Origin of the sequence: Thiovibrio frasassiensis (genome assembly GCF_029607905.1) — a bacterium.
GTDB lineage: Bacteria > Desulfobacterota > Desulfobulbia > Desulfobulbales > Desulfurivibrionaceae > Thiovibrio > Thiovibrio frasassiensis.
This window is the reverse complement of the sequence record NZ_JAPHEH010000001.1, coordinates 20,641-39,679: the sequence shown is the minus strand read 5'-3', so window position 1 is coordinate 39,679 and position 19,039 is coordinate 20,641. Positions and strand designations below refer to the sequence as shown.

The 19,039-nt window shown below is 54.5% G+C and carries 12 protein-coding genes; all 12 read left to right on the top strand.

Annotated elements, in window-relative coordinates; translation table 11 throughout:
• Window positions 1–43 precede the first annotated feature (43 nt).
• Window positions 44–691 (top strand): hypothetical protein, encoded by a 648-nt coding sequence (locus tag OLX77_RS00165; RefSeq protein ID WP_307631552.1) that lies wholly within the window; start codon window positions 44–46, stop codon window positions 689–691.
• Window positions 692–856: 165 nt separating this feature from the next.
• Window positions 857–1,783: a biotin--[acetyl-CoA-carboxylase] ligase gene (locus OLX77_RS00160; RefSeq protein WP_307631551.1), complete on the top strand. Its 927-nt coding sequence runs from the start codon at window positions 857–859 to the stop codon at window positions 1,781–1,783.
• A complete protein-coding gene (locus OLX77_RS00155; protein ID WP_307631550.1) occupies window positions 1,783–2,628 on the top strand; it encodes a glycosyltransferase family 2 protein in 846 nt (281 codons plus the stop codon). The genes OLX77_RS00160 and OLX77_RS00155 overlap by 1 nt, the downstream gene beginning before the upstream one ends.
• Window positions 2,629–2,919: 291 nt before the next feature.
• A complete protein-coding gene (locus OLX77_RS00150; protein WP_307631549.1) occupies window positions 2,920–5,325 on the top strand; it encodes a methyl-accepting chemotaxis protein in 2,406 nt (801 codons plus the stop codon).
• 309 nt (window positions 5,326–5,634) lie between these two features.
• Entirely contained in the window at window positions 5,635–6,198 is a 564-nt protein-coding gene (locus OLX77_RS00145) for a PDC sensor domain-containing protein (RefSeq protein ID WP_307631548.1), read from the top strand.
• A 57-nt stretch (window positions 6,199–6,255) separates the two neighbouring features.
• Window positions 6,256–8,379: a HAMP domain-containing methyl-accepting chemotaxis protein gene (locus OLX77_RS00140; protein ID WP_307631547.1), complete on the top strand. Its 2,124-nt coding sequence runs from the start codon at window positions 6,256–6,258 to the stop codon at window positions 8,377–8,379.
• A 293-nt stretch (window positions 8,380–8,672) separates the two neighbouring features.
• Complete coding sequence (locus tag OLX77_RS00135) at window positions 8,673–10,472, top strand: methyl-accepting chemotaxis protein (RefSeq protein WP_307631546.1); 1,800 nt, start codon at window positions 8,673–8,675, stop codon at window positions 10,470–10,472.
• A gap of 180 nt (window positions 10,473–10,652) precedes the next feature.
• Complete coding sequence (locus tag OLX77_RS00130; protein WP_307631545.1) at window positions 10,653–12,782, top strand: methyl-accepting chemotaxis protein; 2,130 nt, start codon at window positions 10,653–10,655, stop codon at window positions 12,780–12,782.
• 114 nt (window positions 12,783–12,896) lie between these two features.
• On the top strand, window positions 12,897–14,540 hold the full coding sequence (locus OLX77_RS00125) for a methyl-accepting chemotaxis protein (RefSeq protein ID WP_307631544.1): 1,644 nt from the start codon (window positions 12,897–12,899) through the stop codon (window positions 14,538–14,540).
• 36 nt (window positions 14,541–14,576) lie between these two features.
• Entirely contained in the window at window positions 14,577–16,244 is a 1,668-nt protein-coding gene (locus OLX77_RS00120) for a methyl-accepting chemotaxis protein (RefSeq protein ID WP_307631543.1), read from the top strand.
• A 44-nt stretch (window positions 16,245–16,288) separates the two neighbouring features.
• The gene (locus OLX77_RS00115; RefSeq protein WP_307631542.1) at window positions 16,289–18,379 is read left to right on the top strand and encodes a chemotaxis protein CheA; all 2,091 of its coding nucleotides are present in this window, start codon (window positions 16,289–16,291) and stop codon (window positions 18,377–18,379) included.
• A gap of 80 nt (window positions 18,380–18,459) precedes the next feature.
• On the top strand, window positions 18,460–19,014 hold the full coding sequence (locus tag OLX77_RS00110) for a chemotaxis protein CheW (protein ID WP_307631541.1): 555 nt from the start codon (window positions 18,460–18,462) through the stop codon (window positions 19,012–19,014).
• Window positions 19,015–19,039 lie beyond the last annotated feature (25 nt).

Genomic DNA, 19,039 nt, shown 5'->3' with positions numbered 1-19,039 from the left:
CAGCTGAGAGATGTTCAATCAAACAGTTTCATAACGGTTTGCGATGACTCACGAAATAGATTTCGACGCAATAATTGGCAAGTATCGTTCCGATCCTTTTGACTATATGGACGTGTGTACCATCCATACCGGTCAGGTTCGATTCCGGGTACGGCAAGATGCCGCGGTGGAGGGACCGTCCGGAGAGTGGCACCATATCCGGGGGACCCTTCTCTATGAAATGACGCGGGAGGGGAATCAGAAAAAGATTTTTTCTTCGAGCAACGGGGTGGTTTCTTTTATCCGCGATGACTTGGAAGGGCAGTTTGTCGAAGCGGGCGAGAAGATTCTCACCATCCGCCATCCGTTAAAAAAACGTGAAATCATAGAGAATATCCTCCGTCAGGTCTTGGAGCCTTTTAACGCTCCTGAGCGGGCCAAGTATTTCTTTTCCCTCGAGCTGCAGGCCAAGATAGACAAGCACGGCCAGCGGGGGGTTTCCATTAAGCCCGGCGACGAGATCCTCACCATGTCCCTGATGAAACGCGACACCCCGGTCTATTATGCTGGGGAGCCGGGGATTATCCATTCCGTTTATTTTCAGCCCGGGGTCAGTGTCTCCCAGGGCGAGCCGTTGCTGGGCATTTGTTCCCAAGAGAAATTGCCCATGATCCAGAAGATCATCACCCGCGTCAAGGCTGAATGGGAGTAACCGTCCAGCAGCACCACATCTGCCTTGTCATCGGCCTGCTCGTGTGCAATAGCACACTTCGCAGGCCTCTTCCGCGCATCTGCGGCAGCAGCGAAGCGGCGCTGCTGAAAGGTTACTCTTTCGGAGATGCTTAAGCCTGTTTTTTATGTCAGCTAACTAGATATTATGGTTGCGCCTCTTTCCTTTCAAACCATCCGCCAGCTTATCTCCGACGTGGAGATTCCTTCCCGCTTGGGTCACTATCCCGCCGAGCTCGTCCAGGCCGTGTACCGGTATGGTGCCCCGGTGGGCAGCACCATTCTGCATCTGCCCCAGGCCGATCGGCTGATGCCTCTTGCCCGGCAGCGGATCAACGAGGATGAAACCCGCGGCCACTCCTGTCCCAGCGGCATGGCCTTTCTCGCCGATGAACTCACCGGGAGCCGGGGCCGGTTTCAGCGGTCCTGGTATGCTCCGCCCGGGGGGCTCTGGCTGACTCTGGTCATGGCCAACACCCTCCTGCCTGAAAGCATGCGTCTCTACCCCCTTGCCGCCGGCATGGCCTGTTGCGAGGCGATCCGGAGTTATGGCATTGATGCGCGGGTCAAGTGGGTCAATGATGTGCATGTGTCCGGGCGAAAGATTTGCGGGGTGCTGTGCGAATCCTTTACCAGCTCCACCTTTGCCGAAGAATATGTGCTGATCGGGGTGGGGCTTAACGTCAACAACCTGCCCTTTCCCGCCGAGTTGGGGGCAACGGCCGTTTCCATGAAGGAGATTCTTGGTTGCGACACCGAGCTGACTTCTTTTGCCGCCCGGCTGTTGGCCAAGTTTTCCTGGTCTTTCGGGCTGCTCTGCCATGACGAGGCGCAACGTCTGGCTGCGGACGACGGGTCCGGGGCGCAACTCCCCGATAGCCTGCTCCTTGCTGGTTGGCGTGAACTGAGCGACAGCGTGGGGCGCAAGGTCTGGTTTGGCTTTGATGTGCAGCGGCAGCCCCAGTATCAGGCGGAGGTGCTGGGCCTTGCCCCGGATGGAGGGATCGTTCTTCGTCATTTGGAGAGCGGGGGGGAGATCGTCGAACATTCCGGGGAATTGTTGTATATTGATTAATGGCCTCTCCAAGCACCCCAGTCTCCGTCATCATCCCCACCCATAATCGGGCCGGCTTTCTATCCCGGGCCATTGATTCGGTCCTTGCTCAAACCTATAGTAATTTTGAACTCATTGTGGTGGACGATGGCTCCACCGACGCAACCCAGGCCTTGCTCGCTTCTTACGGCAAGGCTCTTGTAACTCTGCGTCAGGAAAACCGGGGTCCGGCTGCGGCCAGAAACGCCGGGATCAGGGCGGCTCGTCATTCCCTGCTCGCCTTTCTCGATTCCGACGACCAGTTCACCCGCAACAAGCTCTTTCTCCAGGCCGCGGCCATGGAGGCGCAGCCGGATCTGCTCATCTCCCATACCCAGGAAACCTGGTTTTGCAACGGCCAGCATCGCAATCAGAAAAAGCGGCACGCCAAGGAGGGCGGCGATATCTTTGCCCGCAGTCTGGAGCTGTGTGTGGTGGGCATGTCCACAGTCATGGTCAGGCGGGAATTGTTCGAGCGAATCGGCCTGTTGGATGAAAGCTTTCCCTGCTGCGAGGATTACGAACTGTGGCTCAGGGCCAGTGTCGGCCACTCTTTTCTTTTGGTTGAAGCGCCCCTGACCGTCAAACATGGCGGCAGGCAAGATCAGGTTTCGATGCAGTTTCGAACCGGTATGGACCGTTTTCGTCTCCGGGCCATCGAAAAGCTTCTTTCTTCCAGCCCTCTCACCTCGGCGCAATTTCGCCTGGCGAGTGAAGAGCTGGTCCGCAAGGCCGTGCTATACGGAAATGGTTGCCTCAAGCATGGCCGCTCTGAAGAAGGGCACCGCGCCCGTGCTCTTGCCGCGCGGTATTCTCCCCTCGTATAATTTTCCTATCTTTTTGCTGCATCTTTTGTGTTTGACTTTCCCGCTTAAATTACCATAGCATGAGGCATAGGTCTTTGTACTTATACGGATATGTTCGTCCAGACGAGGCCTGATATGGGCTTCGCTTTCGCAAAGCAGAGAAAGGGGCGGCTCCTTCGTTCAATGGGCGGTTGCTTCTATGGTCTAAGAAAAAATCAAGTCCTCGCATTGAATCGCAAATTAACGGCGGCCGACTAAAGGGATGACTGGCGCGGCTGTCTCACATCAAGATTAGAGTGTTATGGATGGAAAATGAAAAAAAACATTAGAAATAAAATGCTGTTCGCCTTTGGCGGGGTCTGTGTTTTGCTGTTGTTCCAGTTGGTCCTGAATATTTTTCTTCAGGCCAGAGTGGTTCGCTCCGTGACCTATGCCCGAGATGTGGGCTATGCCGGAAATGAGTTAACCATGAACCTTAAGTACGACTTGTCGGATGTGGCCTTGTGGATTACCGACATTTCGGCGACTCGGGGGCTTGACGGATTAAATGACGGTCTCAAAAAGGCTGAACATTCGGCCAATCTTTTTCATAAGCATATTCAGGAATTGATGGAGCTATATCCCGGCGAGAAAAAACAATTGGAGGAGGTGGACCACTCTTTCAGTAAATTTTATGAAAAAAATGTCTGGATGGCAGGGCAGTATATCAAAGGGGGGCCGGAACTCGGAAACAAGTCCATGGCCGAGGTAGATGCCTACGCCGATGAAATTCATAGCCGCATCAGCGAAATCGAGAGGAAGATGGAGGCTGAATCCGTCGCGGCCATGCAGGGAGCCATGGATGCGATCCAGATGAATAATATGATCGGGGGGGGGCTTTCGCTTGGGGTTATCCTCTTCACTTTGATTCTTGCTTGGCTTTTTTCCGGGAGGATCGCTTCGGCACTCGGGACGCTGATTGGTGTTGCCCAGCAAATCGCGGCCGGGAACACCGGGGTTCGGATCGATACCACTGCCACCGATGAGTTTGGTGTCCTTCAGGGCGCCATGGCAAAAATGGTGGCGGCGATTAATTCTGTGTCCAAGGAGGTTGCCGTGGTTTCCCGGGCGGCAATGGAAGGCAAGCTCAGCATCCGCGCCGATGCGGCCCAACACCAGGGCGATTTTAAAAAGATCGTCGAAGGAATCAACAATACCATGTCCAGGTTGGTGGGACTGCTGGACAGTATGCCAACTCCGGCCATGATCATCGATAATGATTTTAATGTCCAGTACATGAACGAACTGGGCGCTAAGGTCGGCGCCAAGACTCAGGCCCAGTTGGTCGGGACCAAATGTTTTGATCACTTCAAAACCTCGGATTGCAAGACCGAGCGTTGTGCTTGCGGCCAGGCGATGAGGAGTGCCCAGGATGCTACTTCTGAAACAGATGCCCATCCAGGAAACTTGGATCTTGATATTACTTACAGTGCCACGCCTCTTCGTGATGAAGAAGGTAAAATCATTGGCGCCTTTGAGGTGGTGACTGATCAGACCGCGGTTAAGAAAGCTGCGCGGGTGGCGGAAAAAATTGCGAATTATCAATCCATCGAAACACAGAAGCTGGTCGAAAGTCTCAAAAAGATCGCCGAAGGCGATATCTCGCTGGCAATTGATACCGAGCCTGCTGATTCCGATACCGCGCCGGTGAAACAGATTTTTGACGGCATAGGCTCGGCCGTGGGCGCATTGATCGACGCCTTGAACGAGATCACCGGCGCGGCTCGCGAGATAGCAGAGGGGAATCTGCTGGTAAAACTGAAAAAGCGCGGCGCCCAGGATGATTTGATTCAGGCCTTGCAGGACATGGTTGAAAAACTCAAAGAGATTATCACCGATGTACGCGGCGCCGCGGATCAGGTTGCCTCTGGCAGTCAAGAATTGAGCAGCAGTTCCCAGCAGGTCTCACAGGGGGCCAGCGAACAGGCGGCCTCGGTGGAGGAGATTTCTTCTTCCATGGAAGAGTTAGCCAGTACCGTGGCGCAGACTGCGGACCATGCCCGGCAGACGGCGTCGCTTTCCAATAAGGCCGCTGCCGATGCCGTGGATGGAGGCAAGGCAGTGGTGGAAACCGTGGCAGCCATGCAGCTCATTGCTAATAAGATCGAGCTGATTGAGGAGATTGCACGGCAGACCAACCTGCTGGCACTGAATGCCGCCATTGAGGCGGCCCGGGCCGGGGAACATGGCAAGGGCTTTGCGGTGGTTGCCGCCGAGGTGAGGAAACTTGCGGAGAGAAGTCAGTATTCCGCCCAGGAGATCAAGGGGGTTGCAAGTGCCAGTGTGGAAACCGCTTCCAATGCCGGCAAGCTTATCAACGAGATCGTGCCGCAGATCCAGAAAACCGCGGAGCTGGTCCATGAGATCGATGCCGCCAGTAACGAGCAGGCTCGGGGCATTGATGAGAACGCCCGGGCCATTCAGCAGTTTGACCAGGTGATTCAATCCAATAGCGCGGCCGCTGAGGAGATGGCCTCCACCAGCGAGGAGTTGACCGCACAGGCCGCCCATCTGCAGGAAACCATTGCTTTTTTCAAGGTGGATACCGAGGTCAAGGTGCGTCAGCCGGGGAGATCTCTGCCTTTGCCGGCCCCGCGAGCGAAAAAGACCTCTTTGCAAGGTAAAGGTGTCAAGCTCTCCCTGCCTGCTGGCGGGGAAGGGGATTTTGAGCGGTATTAGGTTTTTTTGTTTTTCAAAATAAAGGTTGGTTGCAAGGGAGGGGTGCACTCTATGGTGTTGCCCCTCTTTTTTTTTTGACTTTCTTTTTTCTCCCAGCCTATACTAACGAATAGTCAATTCCATCATTGTTGTTCTCTGATGTTTTTGTAGAAAATTAGCAGATGTCTTCGTTGTTTTATGGATCGCTATCCGTTGTCTTGTTTTGGCGGATTGTGAATCGTAGGCAAGGCTGTTTGGTTGCAGGGGGGCTTGCTGCCGTTGGTGAAACGTTTTTTCTTTCTAACCCTTATTGAAAAAGAGGAAGATGTCATGAAAAAAATAATCGTTGCAAGTGTGTTCGGGATTGCTGTGATGTTGACTGCCGGAAGCGTTTTTGCCGCGGAAAAAGCTCCGCAGAAGGTTATTGATCTGGCCAACACAGAGTTGGTGAAATTGGGCTCGGATCCGGCAATTGTTCAGGCGGTGAAGGCGGAAAATGCCAAGGGTAAGACCCTTGCCCAAATTAAGGAGAAGGATGTCAAATGGATGGCTACTCCTGGGGTCGTAGACTACATGAAGGCTCTGATGGACAATCCTTGCGGCAAACGGCTTAAGGAGATTCGGAAATCGGCGCCTTATTATGCGGAGCTTTTTGTCATGGATAACCTTGGCGCCAATGTCTGCATGAGCGATAAAACATCCGACTATTGGCAGGGTGACGAGCCGAAGTTCACTGAATCCTACAAAGGGGGCAAGGGGGCGGTGCATGTTGGCGACGTTAAGTTCGATGACAGCACCCAGGCCTATACTGTTCAGGTATCCGTGCCTGTCAAGGATGGCGCAGCAGTGATCGGTGCCATGACCATCGGTATTGACATGGACAAGCTGAAATAACTGGTCGGCCGAGTATGGTGCCCCCACTGCTAATCAACATTTTGCGAGGTTTCTGTAATGATCCGCTTGTCTGATATGAAGGTCGCGTCCAAGCTTACTCTTTGTTTTACCGTAATGATCCTGTTCATGGCCGTTATCGGTGGAGGAGGCTATGTTGGCCTGAGCCAACTCGATAAAAATCTCCTTGATATCTCTGAAAAGAGGATGCCCGCCAATAATTATCTGCTTTCGGCTGACCGGGATCTGCAGCAGCTTCTCGTGGCCGAACGGTCAATGATTTTTGCCAGTACCGAAACGGATGTTTTTAAGCAGCTGGTTAAGGAGTATGAGGAAAATCTCGGCCAGGTCGTCCAACGGATGGGTAAGTACAAGGCGCTTGCCCAGACGCCCAAGGAAAAGGAGCTGCTGGCTCAATTTGATAAGTCTTTTGCCGTTTGGCAGACTATTTCCCGTCAGGTTGTCAACGGCAGGGTGGAGGATACCCGCGAGGGGCGAAACCTTGCCTTGGATCTGACCTTGGGGCAGGCAAAAGCTCGGTTCGAGGAGATGCGGGGCATCATCGACAAACTGCAGGACCTCAATGGTACCTATATCGAGAAGGCACAGGCGGATGCTGTCCGGACCTATAATGTGGCGGTGATCATGCTGGCGTCTGTGATCGGCGGTGGCGCCTGTATTGCAATCCTGCTCGCCCTGCTGGTCAGCAGAAATATAACCGTTCCTCTGGCTAGGGCGTTGGAGGTGAATGAGCGTCTTGCCCTTGGTGATACGGAACTGCAGATTCAGGTGGATCGGAAGGATGAGGTGGGTGCCATGCTAGGCGCCATGGCTAAGGTGGTGGAAAACTTTAAGGCCACAGCCCGGGTGGCCGGGCAGATCGCCCTGGGTGATCTGGAGGTTAAGGTCCAGACCCTTTCCGAGAAGGACGAGTTGGGCAAGGCACTGGCCAAAATGGTGGAGAGCCTGAGGAATACAGCCAAAGAGGCAGAAGAGGTTGCTCTCGGCAATCTCAATTTCGAGGTGGAGCTGTTATCGGATAAGGATGTCTTGGGCCAGGCCCATCAGAAGATGCTGCAAAGTCTGCGGGCCAAGGTCAGGTTTGCGGAGGAGATTGCCCTCGGGGATCTTTCCCTTGATTTTACTCCTGGAGAAAAAGACGTGCTGGGCAAGGCCCTGGTTAAAATGATCGATAACCTCAGGCACATGGCGGACGATATCGAGAAAATTGCCGGCGGCGATTTGACCGTGAAGATCCGAGTGCATTCCGACAAGGATGCCTTTGGTCTGGCTCTGTCCGCCATGGTTGAAAAGGTTAAGGCTATCATCCATGATGTGCGAATGGCTGCGGATCAGGTTGCAGCGGGCAGTCAGGAATTGAGTGGAAGTTCTCAGCAGGTTTCCCAGGGAGCGAGTGAACAGGCGGCTGCGGTGGAGGAGATCTCTTCCGCCATGGAAGAACTGGCCAGTACCGTATCCCAAACCGCTGATCACGCTCGGCAGACCGCAGCCATTTCCACCAAGGCTGCAGCCGATGCCGTGGAGGGCGGCAAGGCGGTGGAGGAAACCGTGGTGGCGATGCAACATATTGCCGAAAAGATCGAGTTGATTGAGGAGATCGCTCGGCAAACCAACCTGCTGGCCTTGAACGCCGCCATCGAAGCGGCCCGGGCCGGAGAACACGGCAAGGGTTTTGCCGTAGTCGCCGCCGAGGTACGGAAGCTTGCCGAACGCAGTCAGCATTCCGCCCAAGAGATCAAGGGGGTTGCCAGTGCCAGTGTGGCAACGGCTTCCGGTGCCGGAAGGCTCATCAATGAGATCGTGCCGCAGATCCAGAAAACGGCGGAGCTGGTCCATGAAATAGACGCAGCCAGTAACGAGCAGGCCAGGGGCATTGACGAAAATGCCCGCGCCATCCAGCAGTTTGACCAAGTGATCCAGGCCAATAGCGCGGCTGCCGAAGAGATGGCCTCCACCAGCGAGCAACTTACGGCACAGGCGGCTCAGTTGCAGGAGAGCATTAGTTTTTTCAAGGTGGATGGTGAAGGCAGTCCCCGTCCGCAGGGGCGGCCCATGTCGGTTACTGCTAGTCCGGCTGGGGCAAAAATAGCAGCCCCCAAGGGGAAAGGGGTGAAACTCTCCCTGCCAATCGGCGGCAATGATGGCGATTTCGAGCGTTATTGATCTCTTCTGTTGTTTTGAAGTGTTATTCGAGATGCCCTCCTCGTGAGGGCATTTTTTTGTACGGTTCTGATTCGGTCTCGCATTGTCGTCCCAAACGTCTCTGGTTGTTCTATAAGCGCTCTTGAGTTGAGATCGCTTATAGTGATGTTTTTTGTTTTTTTGATTCAAGGCGACCGAGCGAGTGCTCTGCTTTTTATCCTTTGACCTGATTTCTTTCCCATGCGTATAATTATTTAATGTCGGTAGTTGTAGGAAGTTATATTCGATGGTGCAGGACGGACTAGGAGTGGCGCATGTTGAAAGCAAGATTTGGGAATATGGGAATCGCGGCAAAATTAAATCTTGCCATTGTCGCAGTGGTACTGCTGCTCATGCTCGGCATGACCGTGGCGATCAATGCTTCGGTGCATAACGCTTTGACTGTTCAGGGGGATGCCTTTGTCAACACCCTGAAAGAGCAGCAGAAAGAACAAGAAGAATTGTTGCGGCAGAATCTTGTTCTGAAAGGGAAATCCTTTGCCGACATGCTGGCCAGGGTTGGCCAGGATCTTATCCTCAACTATGAGTACGCCTTTCTCGAGAAAATCGTCCAGAGCGCGGCCAATGATCCGGATGTTGCCTTCATCGTCTTCCATGACAAGGACGGGAAGCCTATCACCACCTCAAGTGTCAGGCCTGAAGCTTTTTCTGCCAAAAATATCTTGGAAAAAGAAATTGTGGCCGGAGAGCAAAAGGTTGGCTCCGTGGTCATCGGTCTGGATTACGCGGCGGTTGAGAAAAACATCGAGAAGACTGTTGCCCACGGCAATCAGGTGATCGCAGCGGCTCAGCAGAGGCAAAAGGATTCTCTGTTGCGCATTGGCATGAGCATCGTCGGATTCGCCGCCGTAGTGGTTCTGCTTATTGGCGCTATCGTTTATTACGCCGTTCGTCGCATGATCAAGCCCCTAAAGCAGGCGGTCGCCAATGTGCGGCGGGTCGCCAAGGGAGATCTTGATGTGCAAATCGTCAGTACCAGCGGGGATGAAATTGGCCAGATGTGTGTGGCCATGAGCAGTATGGTGCAAAATCTCAGGGCAACGGCGGCAATGGCCGGGCAGATCGCCTTGGGCAATTTGGATGTGCAGGTGAATATTCTTTCCGAGAAAGATCTTATGGGTAAATCCTTGGCCAAGATGGTGGAAAATTTACGGGTCAAGGCAGAGCAAATCGAAAAAGGAGATCTTGGTTCAAAGGTGGAGCTCCTTTCTGAGAATGATATGTTTGGTAAGTCGCTGTCCGCTTTATTTCAAAAGCTCCGCCAGATTATCGGGGAGGTGCAGAGTGCGGCCGATCAGGTTGTCTCCGGCAGTCAGGAACTGAGCAGCAGCGCGCAGCAGGTTTCGCAGGGGACCAGCCGACAGGCTGCAGCGGTGGAACAGATTTCCGCCTCCATGGAAGAGTTGGCCAGCACCGTGGCCCAGACCGCCGATCATGCCCGCCAGACCGCGGCTATCGCCACCAAAGCCTCTGCCGATGCGGTTGAGGGCGGGAAAGTAGTGTTGGAGACCGTTTCTGCCATGCAGCATATTGCGGAAAAAATTGGATTTATTGAAGAGATCGCCCGCCAGACCAACCTGCTGGCCTTGAACGCGGCCATCGAGGCGGCCCGGGCTGGAGAGCACGGCAAGGGCTTTGCCGTTGTTTCCGCGGAGGTAAGAAAGCTTGCCGAACGGAGTCAGGCTTCGGCCCAAGAGATCAAGGGGGTTGCCAATGCCAGTGTGGAAACCGCCGGGAATGCGGGCAGGCTGATCAATGAGATCGTGCCGCAGATCCAGAAAACCGCGGAACTGGTTCATGAAATCGATGCGGCCAGCAACGAACAGGCTCGGGGCATCGATGAGAACGCCCGCGCCATCCAACAGTTTGATCAGGTAATCCAGGCCAACAGCGCGGCTGCCGAGGAAATGGCCTCGACCAGCGAGGAGTTGGCCGCTCAGGCTTCACATCTTCAGGACTCAATCTCATTTTTCAAATTACACAATGAAGGGGAGAATGTTTTGCCGGAGCAGGATGATGAGATCTGCGATGAGAAGTATATGCTGGAACACTGATTTGTTCTGTGATTTCTCTGAGTTAAATGGTTGTTGGGGTGTGGGGACAAATGAGCTGGTTCTATAAGCAAAGATCTTTGCGCGAAGAATTTCCCAAAGCTATTCCTGGAGGGCTGCATGTTTAAAAATATCAGCATAAAAGCGAAAATCTTAGTTCTCGTCCTGAGCGGAATTTTGCTGATGACTCTGTTTAATATGGGCAAGCAGTATGTCGATTTCGACAAGACCTTGGCTTCGGCAAAAAAGACCCGGGCAGCCAGGGTAAGGGCTACCTTTAATAATTCTCTTGCGCAGCAACTCCAGAATCTTTCTCTGGCCATGGAAACCTTGACGATGAACAAAGAGGTCGTCCGTTTGTTTGCCGAAGGCAATAGAGAAGCCTTGGTTCAGGATTTGGCGAAATATAATGAAAAGCTCAAGAAGGAATACGATATTGCCCAGTTCCAATTCCACACCCCCCCGGCCACCAGTTTTTTAAGGCTGCACAAGCCCGAAAAATTCGGGGATGATCTTTCCGCTTTTCGCAGTACGGTTGTCGAGGCCAATCAGAGCAAAAAAAACGTTGTCGGCCTCGAAGTCGGTGTCGGTGGCCCTGGCTTACGTGTGGTCTTTCCTGTTTCCTATGAAAACAACTATGTCGGTACGGTTGAATTCGGCGGCTCAATCAGTGGCTTACTGAACAATCTCAAAGAAACATTTGGCATAGAATATGGCATAGGCATCCGCCCCGAGGTATTTAAAAAAGCACAACGTCCAGAGAAGAAGGAGACCGATGTCCTCGCCGACAATCTGGTTTTTTATGTAACTTCCTCTGAGCTTGCCAAGAGCATCATCGGCACCTATATGGCCGGTAAAGATGAATATAAGATCAACGGGAAGCTCTTTATTACCTACCCGTTGCAGTTGACGGATTATCAGGGACAGGAAATCGGCTCTATTCTGGTCATGGACGACGTGCAGGATATTGTGGACGATTTGCAAAAAAAATTAATCGCGAATCTGGGCATCAATCTCATGATTGCGGCCATCATCCTTGCAGCTCTCTTTTTCTTTATTCGCAAAGCGTTTCTCCCCATTAATGGCGCCGTCGTCACTTTTGATCGGATTGCCGAGGGCGATCTGACCGTAGATATAAAGGTGGATAGGCAAGATGAGGTTTCGCAGATGTTGGTGGCCATGAAAAACATGGTGGCAAACCTCCAGAAGACCGCGCAGATGGCCGAGCAAATTGCCTTGGGTGATCTTGATGTCAAGGTGACCGTGCTGTCCGACAAAGACGTTCTGGGGAAATCTCTTGCCAAGATGGTCGAGAACCTGAAGCTGACCGCAGCCAACGCGGAAATGATAGCTAACGGGAACCTCATGGTTGATGTCAAACTCCTTTCCGACAAAGACGCCCTGGGCAGGTCACTGGCCGCGATGATACAAAAATTGCGGCAGGTTATCAGCGATGTGCGGGCAGCGGCCGATCAGGTCGCCTCCGGCAGTCAGGAGTTGAGTTCCAGCTCGGAGCAGGTCTCTCAGGGAGCCAGCGAGCAGGCCGCTTCGGTGGAGGAGATTTCCGCTTCCATGGAGGAATTGGCCAGCACTGTGGCCCAGACTGCCGATCATGCCCGACAGACCGCGGCTATTTCCAACAGGACGGCCGCTGATGCCGTTGAGGGCGGAAAGGCGGTGGCGGAAACCGTTTCTGCCATGCGGCATATTGCCGAAAAGATTGAGTTGATTGAAGAGATTGCCCGGCAGACGAATCTTCTCGCTTTGAACGCCGCAATCGAGGCGGCCAGGGCCGGCGAGCACGGCAAGGGCTTCGCCGTGGTCGCCGCCGAGGTGCGCAAGCTTGCCGAACGCAGCCAGGTGTCGGCCCAAGAGATCAAGGGGGTGGCTTCGATTAGCGTGGAAACCGCCACCAATGCGGGCAATTTGATCAACGATATCCTGCCCCAGATCCAGAAAACCGCCGAATTGGTGCATGAGATCGATGCGGCCAGCAACGAACAGGCCCGTGGCATTGATGAAAATGCCCGCGCCATCCAGCAGTTTGATCAGGTGATCCAGTCCAACAGTGCCGCGGCCGAGGAGATGGCTTCCACAAGCGAGGAACTGACTGCCCAGGCAGCGCAGATGCAGGAAGCCATCGCTTTTTTCAAGACTGAGAGAGTAAGAGCACAAAGCAAACCGCAGGTGCAAGAACGCCGTCCTTTGCCGCAGTCCGGCACACATGCGAAGAAGGGCGGGGCACAGCAAACGCGGACGGGGGTAAAGCTTACCTTGCCTGAGGGCAACGAGGGAGACTTCGAGCGTTATTAAGGGAAATATGTTTCCATCTGAGCACAATATGATCCGGGGGGGAATCCATTGTCGCTTTGTCGTCACGGGGACAAATTTGCAAAGCAGGAAACCATAGGGACAGGAGAGTGGAAAATGTTACAAGACATGAATCTTAGCAAGCGATTGAGCTTTGGCTTCTCGGTGTTGGTGGTGATCATGGCGGTCCTGATCTGGATCGGCGCCACCGGGATGGCCAAGATTATGGGCGAGATGAGGGTGCTTGTTGAAGTCAATTCGGTGCGGATAACGGAACTCAGCAGCGCGGACAAGGAAATCGCCAATATCGCCATCAATGTCCGTAACATTATCCTGACCTCCAGTCCGGAAAAACAAAAGGAGTACCAGGGGCGGATCGCCAAGTTTCGTGAAGGGTATGAAAAGAGCCTGAAAAAGATGGAGGAGCTGACCAGTGCCAACGATACCAAGGGCCATGAACTGATAGTCAAGATTAAGGAAGCCAATAAGACCTTGCGGGGCCTGAATGACAAGATCATCGAGCTTGCCACCACCGGCAAGGATGCCGAGGCAGAGCAGATACGCACCAAGGAGGGCGGCCCGGCGGAACGCGCCGTGCAGGGGTATTTTGACAACCTGATAGCGCACAATCTGGATCGTAATGCCGCTCGTTACGAGGAGGGTACCAATGTTTTCCACACCTCCCGTAATCTCATGTTCGGCCTGGGCGGGGGTGCGCTTCTGTTGAGTATCGGCATTGCTCTATTCCTCACCCGTTCGATTCTGCGCCAGCTTGGCGCCGATCCCAAGGATGTCCGTGACGTCGCCAATATGGTGGCGATCGGCGATTTTTCCAGCAACCTTACCCTTGCCACCGGCGATACCAGCAGCGTCATGGCCGCTATGAAGACAATGGTCGATGCCCTTGCTCGCATCACCGTCAACGCTAAGCAGGTTTCCCAGGGGGCCAGCGAGCAGGCCGCTTCCGTGGAAGAGATCTCCTCGTCCATGGAAGAACTTGCCAGTACCGTGGCCCAAACCGCTGACAATGCCCGGCAAACCTCAGCCATTGCCACCAAGACCGCGACCGATGCCGGAGCCGGTGGCAAGGCGGTGGCGGAAACCGTGGAAGCCATGCAGCATATCGCGGAAAAAATCGAACTCATCGAAGAGATTGCACGCCAGACCAACCTGCTGGCCTTGAACGCCGCCATTGAGGCGGCTCGGGCCGGGGAGCACGGCAAGGGCTTTGCTGTGGTGGCTGCCGAGGTGCGCAAGCTTGCAGAGCGGAGCCAGGTGTCGGCCCAAGAGATCAAGGGCGTAGCCACCGCCAGCGTGGCCACTGCCATGAATGCCGGTAGGCTGATCAACGAAATACTTCCCCAGATCCAGAGAACCGCCGAGCTGGTGCAGGAGATCGATGCGGCCAGCAACGAGCAGGCCAGAGGAATCGAGGAGAATTCCAAGGCCATCGAGCAGTTTGATTCGGTTATTCAGTCCAACAGTGCGGCGGCCGAGGAAATGGCCTCCACCAGCGAAGAATTGACCGCGCAAGCATCTCAGATGTTGGAAACAATCGCCTTTTTCAAGTTGGATGAGGCAGGAGGGCAAAGGCATCAGGCAATTGTCTCCGGTTCGGGGGGCCAGAGATTAGCGAAAGCTCCTTTGGCCTTGTCTCATATAAAGAAAGCGAAGCAGGGATATTCAGGCGGTGGCAAGCAGACTTCTCCTGCAGGAGCGAGCATAGCCTTGGATGATCACAAGGATTTTGAGCGTTATTAGGTAGGGGGTAAAATTTTACACCCTAAAGGAGCGTAAATGAAAAAGAATATCAGAAACAAGATGCTGTTCGCTTTTGGCGGGGTTTGTCTGGTTCTGGTGATCCAGCTCTTGGTGAACGGCTTTTTTCAGGGCAGGGTGACCAGCAGCGTGGAAGAGGCCAGGGACAAGGGGTATGGCGGCAACGAGTTGGCCATGAACATCAAGCTTGAGATGCTCCTGGTGCAGGAAATATTCACCGACGCCAGCGCGGTGCGCAGCGCCGAGTCGCTGGCCGAAGCCCACAAGGATGCCGCGGAGCATGCCGTCCGCTTTCGGGAACATGCCGAAGCGCTGAAGGCGCTTCATCCTGAAAATCGCAGCGAGATTGAGGAGGCCGAGAAGTGGTTCGGGGAACTTTTTGAAAAAGGCAAGCGCACCGCAGAGCTCTATGTGAAAGGGGATTTGGCTCTGGCTACCAAGGCGATGGATGAGTTCGACGCAGCAGCCGAGGAGCTTGGCAAGCGGGTGGACCGGATTGAGGAGGAGATGGAGAATGAGGCGACAAACGGTATTGCCAATGCGCTTTCCACCATCAAGCTGGCCAATATTGTCAGTATTATTTTGGGCAGCGCCATTATTGTTTTTACCATAATCCTGGCTTTTGTTTTTTCCGGCAGGATCGCTTCGGCCCTTGGCAAGATGGTCGGCATTGCCCAGCGGATTGCCGATGGCGATTTGTCCCATACCAAGATGGAAGGCAACAAGGAGGATGAGATAGGGCAGTTGGCCGAGGCCTTGGAAGCCATGGTACTGAAACTCCGGGAGATTATCCAGAATGTGCGTAGTGCGGCGGATCAGGTCGCGGCGGGCAGCCAGGAGTTGAGCAGCAGCTCGGAACAGGTTTCCCAGGGCGCCAGCGAGCAGGCGGCCTCGGTCGAGGAGATATCCTCTTCCATGGAGGAACTTGCCAGCACTGTTGCCCAGACCGCCGACAATGCCCGGCAAACCTCTGCCATTGCCAGTAAGACCGCGATTGATGCCGAGGCCGGTGGCCAGGTGGTCGCAGAAACCGTAAAAGCCATGCAGCATATCGCCGAGAAGATCGAGCTTATTGAGGAGATAGCCCGCCAGACCAATCTGTTGGCTTTGAATGCCGCCATCGAGGCGGCCCGGGCCGGGGAACATGGCAAGGGTTTTGCTGTGGTCGCCGCCGAGGTGCGCAAGCTTGCGGAACGCAGTCAGGTTTCGGCCCAGGAGATCAAGGGGGTTGCTTCGGCCAGTGTGGCCACCGCTACCAACGCCGGCAGGCTGATCAACGATATTATCCCCCAGATCCAGAAAACCGCCGAATTGGTCCAAGAGATAGATGGCGCCTCCAATGAGCAGGCTCGGGGGATTGAGGAAAATACCAAGGCCATCGACCAGTTTGATCAGGTTATCCAGTCCAACAGTGCGGCTGCCGAGGAGATGGCCTCAACCAGCGAGGAATTGACCGCCCAAGCAGCTCAGCTTCAGGATGCCATTGGTTTCTTTAAGGTGGATGAAGCCGGGGTGAAAACGCATATTGCCGCCGGGGGGGCTAGCGGCTACCGGAAGCCTGGACGCGTCGCCCTGGCCCTGCCCGCTGGCAAAAGAGCAGGCTACCATGAGGAGAAAGCCGGCAGCAGGAAAGAGGGTGGGAAGAAAATCTCCCTGGATGATTCCAATGAATTTGAACGTTATTAACCGCGATGTTTGTGAAATACTGCTGAACAGGAAAGGGGTAGACCATGGCGGATTCTGAATACGCTGAAATTTTTCGAGAAGAGGCGGGTGAACTCCTTGAGGAGCTGGAAACCTCTCTGCTGGAGTTGGAGAAGGATCCGGCCGATCTCAAGATAGTGAGCCGCGTTTTTCGGGCGATGCACACGATCAAAGGCTCTGGGGCGATGTTCGGCTTTGATGACATTGCAGGATTCACCCATCATGTGGAAACTGCGCTGGACAAGGTTCGGGACGGGTCGGTGCCGGTGAGCACGGAGTTGATCGATTTGACCCTGGCCTCCAGGGATCATATCCGTGCCCTGCTCGATGCCGCGACCGGCGGTGGAGAAGCGGACCCCACCGAGGGGGAGCGGATCATTGTTGCATTGCAGGTTCTGGTCGGCGGCGGCATGCCGCTTGCCAAGCAAGCGGCTTCTGCTCCGCAGGTTTCTGAAGAGGAAAAAGATCCCACCCTGGGAAGGCGCAGCCATTATCGCATTTCCGTTAAGCCGACCCCTGAGTTTTTTGTCGGCGGCAGTACCATGGAAGCGTTGCTTGCCGAGCTTGACACGCTCGGGGAAAGCACGGCCTTTATGGATGCGGAGCAGGAGGATGGCGGCGCTCTCATCCTCCTTACCACCGACAAGGGAGTCAACGCCATCGAGGATGTGCTGGTGTTTGCCGAGTCCAGCTGTAGGGTTACGGTGACGGTCCTTGCCGTGGAAGGGGAGGAGGAGCTGGAAGAGCACAAGAAGCTTGGCGAGATCCTCTTGGAACAGGGGGAAATCTCCGCCGAGGATTTGAAAACGGTGCTTGACCGGCAGAAGCCTCTGGGGGAACTGCTGGTTGGAGAGAAGCTTGTCTCGCGCACCAGTGTCGACGCAGCGCTTGCCGAACAGAAACTGGTGCGGGAATCCAAGGAAAAGGCGACGGTTGCCAAGGGTGCGGAAAGTATCCGGGTTGCCTCGGAAAAACTGGATCAGCTCATCAATCTGGTGGGTGAATTGGTTGTCACCCAGGCCCGACTTACCCAGGTTGCCAGTCAGCACAAGGAATCCGAGCTTGTCGAGCCGGTGGAAGAGGTGGAGCGGCTTACCGCCGAACTGCGGGATTGTGTGCTCAACATCCGCATGCTGCCCATCGGTACCACCTTTGTGAAATTCAAGCGGCTGGTCAGGGATCTTTCCGCCGAGCTTGGCAAGGAAGTGGTCATGGTCACTGCGGGGGCCGAGACCGAGCTTGACAAGAATGTGATAGACCAACTGGGCGACCCCATGGTCCATTTGATTAGGAACAGCATCGACCATGGGATCGAGTTGCCGGAGGAGCGGGAGCGGGCAGGAAAGCCGCGCAAGGGCACGATTTCTCTTGCTGCGCACCATTCCGGGGCCAATGTCGTCATCACCGTTACCGATGACGGTAAGGGGCTTGATGCGGAAAGAATTCGGCAGAAGGCGATGGAAAAAGGGCTGTTCCGTGCCGACACGGAACCGAGCGAACAGGAGATATGGAATACCATTTTTATGCCGGGATTGTCCACGGCCAAGACCGTTACCAGCGTCTCCGGTCGCGGGGTGGGCATGGACGTGGTGAAAAGCACGGTTGACGCCCTCAAGGGATCAGTTTCCGTGACCCACAGCATTAAGGGGCAGGGCACCACGATCACCATCATGTTGCCTCTGACCCTTGCCATTATTGACGGTCTGCTGGTAAAGGCCGGGGAAACGCATTTTGTTCTGCCCCTTTCCCAGGTGGAGGAGTGTGTGGAGCTTACCATGGAGGATATCGCCAGGTTCCATAATCGGCGGATGCTGCCGGTGCGGGATCAGCTTGTGCCCTATGTGCGGCTGCGGGACTTCTTTGCCATTCCCGGAGAAAGACCTGTGCGGGAACAGATGGTGATCAGCCGAATCAACGGCGAGCGATTCGGACTGGTGCTTGACGGTGTGGTGGGAGAGCACCAGACGGTTTTGAAATCACTTGGCTGGGTGTACCGGCATGCCACCGGGCTTTCCGGCTCGACAATTTTGGGCAACGGGCATGTTGCCCTGATCCTTGACGTGACCAATGTGATGCAATGCGCTCGTCAGGAAGAGCATAACACTCTTATCAACTGAAGAAATGATATTAGGCTGTCGGATTCCGTTGTTGGGCTGGGGCTGGATCTGGCGGATAAAAAGCACATGGGAGAGAAAACATGAGTGCAAAAAAGGAAACGGTTCAGTCGCAGGCCACGCAATATCTCACCTTCATGCTTCGGGAGGAGGGGTTTGCCATAGAAATTTCCAAGGTCAGGGAGGTGCTTGATGTCACCACCATGACCAGGATTCCTCGGATGCCCGAGTATCTGAGTGGAGTTATCAACCTGCGCGGCAATGTGGTGCCGGTTATGGATCTCGGCTTGAAGCTGGGAATGGGCAGCATTGAGTATTGCAAGAACACCTGCATCATGATCGTGGAGCTGGAGGTGGATGCCAACCTGGTGGAGATGGGGGTGCTGACCGACTCCGTGCAGATGGTTCTTGATCTGAATCCGGAAGACATCGAGTCTGTTCCCAAAATGGGAACCAACCTGAACACTGAGTTTATCAAGGGCATGGGACGGCAGAGCGAGGAGAAATTTTTGATCATTCTCGATATCGACAAAGTTTTGGCCAGTGAGGGCGAAGCAGCCCTGCGGGAAATAGACAGCATCGCTTCGACCCACTCCGTTGCCGCCAACCCCGAAGAATCTGTCGGCGCGGAAGCATAGCCGTCAGAAAGCTGAATCTGGGGAA

Excerpts from the sequence above, each read along its gene's own strand:
- OLX77_RS00110 (WP_307631541.1), top strand. The coding sequence starts at position 18,460 with ATGAGTGCAAAAAAGGAAACGGTTCAGTCGCAGGCCACGCAATATCTC.
- OLX77_RS00130 (WP_307631545.1), top strand. The coding sequence starts at position 10,653 with ATGACTCTGTTTAATATGGGCAAGCAGTATGTCGATTTCGACAAGACC.
- OLX77_RS00160 (WP_307631551.1), top strand. The coding sequence starts at position 857 with ATGGTTGCGCCTCTTTCCTTTCAAACCATCCGCCAGCTTATCTCCGAC.
- OLX77_RS00145 (WP_307631548.1), top strand. The coding sequence starts at position 5,635 with ATGAAAAAAATAATCGTTGCAAGTGTGTTCGGGATTGCTGTGATGTTG.
- OLX77_RS00150 (WP_307631549.1), top strand. The coding sequence starts at position 2,920 with ATGAAAAAAAACATTAGAAATAAAATGCTGTTCGCCTTTGGCGGGGTC.
- OLX77_RS00155 (WP_307631550.1), top strand. The coding sequence starts at position 1,783 with ATGGCCTCTCCAAGCACCCCAGTCTCCGTCATCATCCCCACCCATAAT.
- OLX77_RS00135 (WP_307631546.1), top strand. The coding sequence starts at position 8,673 with ATGTTGAAAGCAAGATTTGGGAATATGGGAATCGCGGCAAAATTAAAT.
- OLX77_RS00125 (WP_307631544.1), top strand. The coding sequence starts at position 12,897 with ATGTTACAAGACATGAATCTTAGCAAGCGATTGAGCTTTGGCTTCTCG.
- OLX77_RS00140 (WP_307631547.1), top strand. The coding sequence starts at position 6,256 with ATGATCCGCTTGTCTGATATGAAGGTCGCGTCCAAGCTTACTCTTTGT.
- OLX77_RS00115 (WP_307631542.1), top strand. The coding sequence starts at position 16,289 with ATGGCGGATTCTGAATACGCTGAAATTTTTCGAGAAGAGGCGGGTGAA.
- OLX77_RS00165 (WP_307631552.1), top strand. The coding sequence starts at position 44 with ATGACTCACGAAATAGATTTCGACGCAATAATTGGCAAGTATCGTTCC.
- OLX77_RS00120 (WP_307631543.1), top strand. The coding sequence starts at position 14,577 with ATGAAAAAGAATATCAGAAACAAGATGCTGTTCGCTTTTGGCGGGGTT.